8 protein-coding genes are annotated in these 6,235 nt (G+C 40.1%); 2 read left to right on the forward strand and 6 right to left on the reverse strand.

Annotated elements, in window-relative coordinates:
• Positions 1–41 precede the first annotated feature (41 nt).
• The 6 genes from AAC073_RS22005 to AAC073_RS22030 all read right to left on the reverse strand — a co-directional run bounded on the left by AAC073_RS22005 (position 42) and on the right by AAC073_RS22030 (position 4,137).
• Positions 42–800 (reverse strand): DUF6089 family protein, encoded by a 759-nt coding sequence (locus tag AAC073_RS22005; RefSeq protein WP_339925978.1) that lies wholly within the window; start codon positions 798–800, stop codon positions 42–44.
• Between the two features lie 74 nt (positions 801–874).
• Positions 875–1,750, reverse strand: coding sequence for an NAD kinase (locus AAC073_RS22010; protein WP_339925979.1), 876 nt, complete (start codon positions 1,748–1,750; stop codon positions 875–877).
• A 6-nt stretch (positions 1,751–1,756) separates the two neighbouring features.
• Positions 1,757–2,422, reverse strand: coding sequence for a cbs domain containing protein (locus tag AAC073_RS22015; protein ID WP_339925980.1), 666 nt, complete (start codon positions 2,420–2,422; stop codon positions 1,757–1,759).
• A gap of 135 nt (positions 2,423–2,557) precedes the next feature.
• Positions 2,558–3,148: an aminodeoxychorismate/anthranilate synthase component II gene (locus AAC073_RS22020; protein ID WP_339925981.1), complete on the reverse strand. Its 591-nt coding sequence runs from the start codon at positions 3,146–3,148 to the stop codon at positions 2,558–2,560.
• Positions 3,132–3,677: a CvpA family protein gene (locus AAC073_RS22025; protein WP_339925982.1), complete on the reverse strand. Its 546-nt coding sequence runs from the start codon at positions 3,675–3,677 to the stop codon at positions 3,132–3,134. Before AAC073_RS22025 ends, AAC073_RS22020 begins: the two co-directional genes overlap by 17 nt.
• Before the next feature lie 7 nt (positions 3,678–3,684).
• The gene (locus AAC073_RS22030; protein WP_339925983.1) at positions 3,685–4,137 is read right to left on the reverse strand and encodes a GatB/YqeY domain-containing protein; all 453 of its coding nucleotides are present in this window, start codon (positions 4,135–4,137) and stop codon (positions 3,685–3,687) included.
• 144 nt (positions 4,138–4,281) lie between these two features.
• On the opposite strand from AAC073_RS22030, the gene AAC073_RS22035 reads away from it, so the two are divergent.
• Positions 4,282–4,998, forward strand: a complete 717-nt coding sequence (locus AAC073_RS22035) for a pyridoxine 5'-phosphate synthase (RefSeq protein ID WP_339925984.1) — start codon at positions 4,282–4,284, stop codon at positions 4,996–4,998.
• Between the two features lie 12 nt (positions 4,999–5,010).
• On the forward strand, positions 5,011–5,772 hold the full coding sequence (locus AAC073_RS22040; RefSeq protein ID WP_339925985.1) for an alpha/beta fold hydrolase: 762 nt from the start codon (positions 5,011–5,013) through the stop codon (positions 5,770–5,772).
• The last annotated feature ends 463 nt before the right edge of the window (positions 5,773–6,235 follow it).

Genomic DNA, 6,235 nt, shown 5'->3' on the forward strand with positions numbered 1-6,235 from the left:
ACTTCTTTTTTAAAAATTCTATCCTGAGGTCAATTATTGTACTAGTAGCACTTGATCTGATGGAAGGAATAGCTGATGGTAAAACCTAAAAAGTAATACCAATCACGGTCAGATTGATTACCAAAATTTATACTTGTGGGGTCTAACACTTGATTTCCAGTGCCAGGGTCAGTTCTATATCGAGGTAGATATAGGGTCTCATTACCTATTTTATCCAAATTATCGGTAAAGGTTGCTTTTGCTCCTCCTTCAAGGGAAAGTAAAATACGATCCTTAAGCTTGTATTTTATGCCTGCCCCAAAAGGTACAATTACAGTACCTAATGAATAATTTCCCGGTTGAGGATCTCCATCATATGTTTGACCTTCGCCGAGAAACATTCCGTAACCTAGGCCAAGAAAGCCAAAAGGAGAAAACCTGCTGGTAGACTTGTGGCTCATATAATCGAGAAAATGGAATTCCATCGTAGCAGATACTTCTACCATTGTGCCTTTAAAATAGGCATTTCTGATCATCGCTACCTGATCGATAGGGCTTATACTGTCTGTCCCGTTTAAACGGGATACAGAAAAGCCCGCTCTCAAGCTCCAAGCATTGTCAAAATTTCGTCTGCCAAATAACGTTCCTTGAATACCAAGTTGGTTTGGGTCAATTATCCGAAGAATATCTCCGGTATAGGCACCCGCTCCTAATCCTAATCCTATTTCATGTTGTTGGGCTTTTGCCATTTGGGTGGTTCCCAAACTTAAAAGACCAAATACAGCCGATAGTGCTAATGTGTAAAACCTGGATTTATTCAAGTCGTTGCAATTTATAAACTACCCAACGAATAAAAAACCCTACTAAGTATAGTGTGGGTTAAATATTGTTAAAACTAGTTTCTCATGTCATATCCCCAGTTCAATTTTTGTCTCAGGGTGTCAAAGAAGCTGTAATTGTGAAACTTAACAAGCTTCGCAACAAATATTTCTTTTTTGATTTTAAGTTCCACTGACGCATCTATGGGCGCAGATCTGGAATCTAAAGATACAAGGAATTTTTCACTCCTTCCTTCTATTTTAAAGGAGATTTCACTATCGTCAGAAACCACAATCGGCCTTACATTAAGGTTGTGTGGGCTTACAGGGGTAATTACAAAATTTTTGGCTAGGGGTGATATCAAAGGTCCTCCACAACTCAGCGAGTAGCCAGTAGAACCTGTAGGTGTGGACACGATGAGCCCATCTGCCCAATAGCTATTAAGATAATCTCCATCTATATAGGTATGAACAGTAATCATCGAAGAGGTATCTCTTTTGTGAATGGTGAACTCGTTCAGGCCAAAATTCAAGCCTTTAAATAATGGAACACTGGACTCTAGTTTCACTAAGCTCCTGTCCTCCAAAGAATAGCGATTTTCTAAAAGATCTTTGACTGCAGCATCTATTTCTTCTTTGGCAATGGTCGCTAGGAAGCCCATTCTACCCGTATTTATTCCCAAAACGGGTGTTTCGAAAGCCGCAATAAGTGAAATGGTATCCAAAAGCGTACCATCTCCTCCTATAGATATGACCACATCTATATCCGCTAGTTCTTCCTTTGCGCCAAGCATTGTTACCCCTGGGCTAAGACCTCCCTTCTTTCGGATAGAATTAAATAGATTTCTTGTTAACTGTACTTTTGATCCACTTTTTTCGAAGGCTTGAATCAATTGGTGAATACAAGTTTGAAAATGAGAGGATATATTGATACCGTGAAGTAATATATTCATGTAGGATCAGATATCTAAAAATCGCATCAAGTTGCCTAGACGATCTTGATCGCTATTGATCCCGTCTTCTTCTTGGTATTGGTCAATCACCCGGTACCCAAAACGTTCTAATGTAGCTTTGATATGTCGAAGTTCTACTTGATCAATTTTTAGTGTTACTTTGATTTTACTGTCATCAAGTGGGTCATCGGAAATAAAGCTGCTAAGAATTTTTGCGTTTTCGGACTCCACCACCCTTGCTATATCATACAAGCTATAGTCTGTCATAAACATGGACAAAATCAACACTCCCCCTTGTGACTGGATAGAAATACTCTCTGTAAAAGCTGAAATGGCTCCTTCTTGTGTGACAACGCCCAAGTACTTTAGCTCCTTGTCCAATACGGCGACCATACTGACTTGATTTTCTGAGGATATTCTTAGGACTTCATAGATATGGCGGTCTTCCTGTACTATACTAGCACTCCCCACCAAATCTATATGTTCTAGATTAAGCTCCTGATCATTGAGTTCATAAATGATCTCATCAGTGATAAAACCCTTAAATGCACCTTTGTCCACGACAGGTAATATATCTGTCCTGATCTCTTCCATCCATGAAAGCCCTAACTTTACTTTGTCCGTAAATTTTAGGGGGGGAATAAGGTTGTTTATAAATTCTATTGCCCGCATGTAGCTAAAGGTATTAAAAGGATTCGAAAAATAAAACGAGTTCTAAGCCTCCTTGGTTCAAAATACTAAATTTCTTACCCTATTTGACAGTCCTATTACCCTAAAGGGCGTATAAAAAAATAGGTTCAAAAGTATTTAATAATGAATTTCAGGTATTTTTAACTCCTTTATAAGAGCTACCCAATTTTGTATAAGTTGTTCTCCGTATTCAGTGAGGTGCGCTTCCGGATGAAACTGAAAGCCTAAAATAGGAAGCTCTTTATGAGAAAGCATCATAATCTCTCCTTTCTCTCCTTCAAGAATAAGCGATAAACAATCCGGGAGATTTTTTAATTCCAAGGAATGGTAGCGGGTAACATTAAACGTTTCGGGCAAATCTTTTAACACCTCATGCTGCTTTTTTCGGAAAACAGTAGAGATTTTACCATGCATGGGCCAGGAGCTTCTAACCAGCTGAGCACCGAAGAAAGTACCTATTGCCTGGTGCCCCAGACAAATTCCCAAAACAGGTACTTTGTCATAATAGTAAGCTAAGATTTTCATTAAATTGCCAGCTTTCTCAGGGGTTTCTGGCCCTGGAGAAAAAACCAAGGCAGAGAAATGGTGTTTTTTTATCTCTTCCAGGCTTAGGTTGTTCCGTAAAACAATTACCTGTTCGCCTGTCCTCCTGAAATAATCTGCCAGAATATGGGCAAAAGAATCAAAGTTATCAATTAACAAGATCACTGGAAGAGCTATTTACGAGTTCTTTGATAGTGGCTATCGCCGTATCTATAATGGGGGTATAGTCATCCAAAACGGAGACCATCGTTGGCGCCACAGGCACTATAACCGGATAAATGACCGCATCTTTTTTAATTTCGGGTGGCACCTGAAATTCAAAGGAATTGGCCACCCAAATTAAAAGACTGATCATGATGCTCCATTTAAAGATGCCTAAAATAGCACCAGCAAAGCTATCAAATGTTCCTAATATGGTCAGGTCTAGTGCTTTTTTAACAATAAAGGCCAATATCCTGATAGTGATTGTTACGGCCAGGAATATCAAAACGAAAGCCACAAACGGAAGCATAAAGGTCAGGCTTTCTACTTTATCCGTAAGAAGTTCCGCTCCCCAATTCATAAAACGAAATGCCAGGACTATGCCAATAAAAAAAGCCAGGATAGACAAAATCCCTATAAACAGCCCCTGCCGGTAGCCACTAAAGGCCCCAACAGCCAGCATGCCCAATATGATTATGTCTATCGTGCTCAAAATGGTTTTACGGGTTTAATAAGGCCTTTACCTTTTGAGAAATGGCTTTTCCATCTGCAATTCCAGCCAGTTTTTTTGTTGCCATTCCCATCACTTTCCCCATGTCTTTAGGCCCTGAAGCACCTGTTTGGCCGATAATGGCTTCTAATTCGGCAGTCAATTCTTCATCACTAAGCTGCTTGGGAAGAAATTCATTGATCACTTTCAGTTCGGTAGCCTCCACTTCAGCAAGGTCTTTCCTGTCTTGTTTTTCAAAAATTTCTATAGAATCTTTCCTTTGTTTGGCTGCCTTAACTAAAATTTGTAATTCTTCAGCTTCTGAAAGACCATTTTCATTCCCACCCTTGGTTTCTTCCAGCATGATCATGGACTTGATGGCGCGCAATCCACGCAACCTGTCTTTGTCCTTGGCGAGCATTGCTTGTTTAATTTCTTTTTCTATGTTGGTTTTTAAGCTCATGACTTATCTTTTTGACTTGTAAAGTTTAAAACTGGTATCGTTCTTTTATGGGACGTGAAAATTAAAAACGTCTTATTCTCATCGGTATTTTCGATGTTAACGCAATATATTTAATTTAGCACAAAATTAGCTGATATTTGGAACATGACGAAATTAAGTGTAAACATAAATAAAATTGCCACTCTAAGAAATGCCAGAGGCCATAATAATCCCGATTTGGTAAAGGTAGCATTGGATGCAGAACGATTTGGTGCCCAAGGCATAACAGTACACCCGAGACCTGACGAAAGACATATTAGGTATGACGATGTATTGGCACTCAAAGATCAAGTCACAACGGAATTCAATATTGAAGGCTACCCAGACAAAAGGTACATGGAGATCATTCGTCTGGCCAAACCAGCCCAAGCCACCCTCGTACCAGATCCCCCAGAGGCCATCACCTCCAATACTGGCTGGGACACCATCAAACACAAGGAAATGCTCAAAGACCTTATTTCAGAACTTCACAGCTATGGGGTAAGAACTTCTATTTTCATCAATCCAGAATCAAAATACTTTGAACCTGCCAAAGAAACAGGAACAGACCGAGTGGAACTGTACACCGAACCTTATGCGAGTACTTATCACGAGGACAAAATAAAAGCAGTTTCTCCTTATCTAGAGGTTGCAAAAATCGCAAGGGAACTAGGCCTTGGCTTGAATGCCGGCCATGACCTGGATTTACACAATTTGAAATTTCTAAAAGAGCAAATCCCCTACTTGGATGAAGTTTCCATAGGACATGCCCTTATCTGTGATGCCTTGTATTATGGCCTTGAAAACACCATACAGATGTACCGTAGGCAATTGGAGGAATAAAACCAAAGCAACATGAAATTAAACTTTAGAAAAACTGGCACAGGAAAACCCTTGGTGATCCTGCACGGCCTTTTTGGTTCCGCGGACAACTGGATGAGTATTGCCAAAGGGCTGGAGGAAAATTTTACTCTCTATTTACTGGATCAGCGCAACCATGGCGATTCGCCCCATAGTGAAACTTGGAATTACAAAGCCATGGCAGGAGACTTGAAGGAATTCATGGAGGCAGAAGGATTGCAAAATGCCAGTTTCCTTGGGCATTCTATGGGAGGAAAAACGGTAATGAAATTTGCTTTGACCTATCCTAAAATGGTAGAAAATCTTGTTGTGGCTGATATCGCTCCCAGACCTTATCCGGTGCACCACCAGACCATATTGGAAGCCCTTAATGCAGTGGACATTAATTCCCTCAGCTCCAGAAAAGAGGCAGAAGACAAACTGGCTGAATATATCCCTGAGCGTGGTATTCGCCAATTTTTACTAAAAAACCTGACAAGAAAAGACGGCACTTTTGCCTGGAAAGTCAATCTACCAGTGATTACCAAGCAAATCGAAAATGTTGGTGAGGAAATAACTTCTGACAAGCCCTTTTCGGGCCAAGTACTCTTTATGGGAGGAGCCAACTCGGACTATATCAAAAGCAGTGACAAGGAAGACATAGATGAACTATTCCCTAACAATCACATTATCCATATCAAAAATTCCGGTCACTGGTTACATGCAGAGCAACCCGAAGCGGTGATAGCTACCCTAAAAACTTTTCTTGGAGACTGAGACTAGAAACTTCAATCCACATAAAGTCATAGGCAAAAAAAGAATGAATAGGGAGCTTTTACACTGATTATCACATCATGCGTAAGGTTCCCTTTTTTTGTTCAACCCACGCTGGGGTTGAGAAAAAGGATGATTGATGCCGTCCACGGGTTTTCACCCGTGGCTATTGTTGTTGAAGCCCTTCAGGCTTCTTGCGTTCTCGTTAAATAATAAATTTTTTTCCAAAATGATGGGGATTGGAAATGTAATGTCCTTATCTAACAATCGCTTATAAGATTTAATAAAGCACTCTTATTTCGACCTACTAAAAATCGTTAAAAGTCCGAAAATCCACAGGCCTGAAGGGCCTGAACTATAATAGCCGTGGGTGGCAACCCACGAGCCAGAAATTGCTTCACTAATTCCCAACCCCGTATTCTAAGATTAAAGCAAGTAGAATAGTACAATTTTTAATTTTTAGGCA

The sequence above is a fragment of the uncultured Cyclobacterium sp. genome (genome assembly GCF_963977555.1).
Classification (GTDB): Bacteria; Bacteroidota; Bacteroidia; order Cytophagales; family Cyclobacteriaceae; genus Cyclobacterium.

Bases quoted from the DNA above. Each gene is read 5' to 3' on its own strand.
- AAC073_RS22035 (WP_339925984.1), top strand. From the start codon at position 4,282: ATGACGAAATTAAGTGTAAACATAAATAAAATTGCCACTCTAAGAAAT.
- AAC073_RS22015 (WP_339925980.1), bottom strand. From the start codon at position 2,422: ATGCGGGCAATAGAATTTATAAACAACCTTATTCCCCCCCTAAAATTT.
- AAC073_RS22040 (WP_339925985.1), top strand. From the start codon at position 5,011: ATGAAATTAAACTTTAGAAAAACTGGCACAGGAAAACCCTTGGTGATC.
- AAC073_RS22030 (WP_339925983.1), bottom strand. From the start codon at position 4,137: ATGAGCTTAAAAACCAACATAGAAAAAGAAATTAAACAAGCAATGCTC.
- AAC073_RS22010 (WP_339925979.1), bottom strand. From the start codon at position 1,750: ATGAATATATTACTTCACGGTATCAATATATCCTCTCATTTTCAAACT.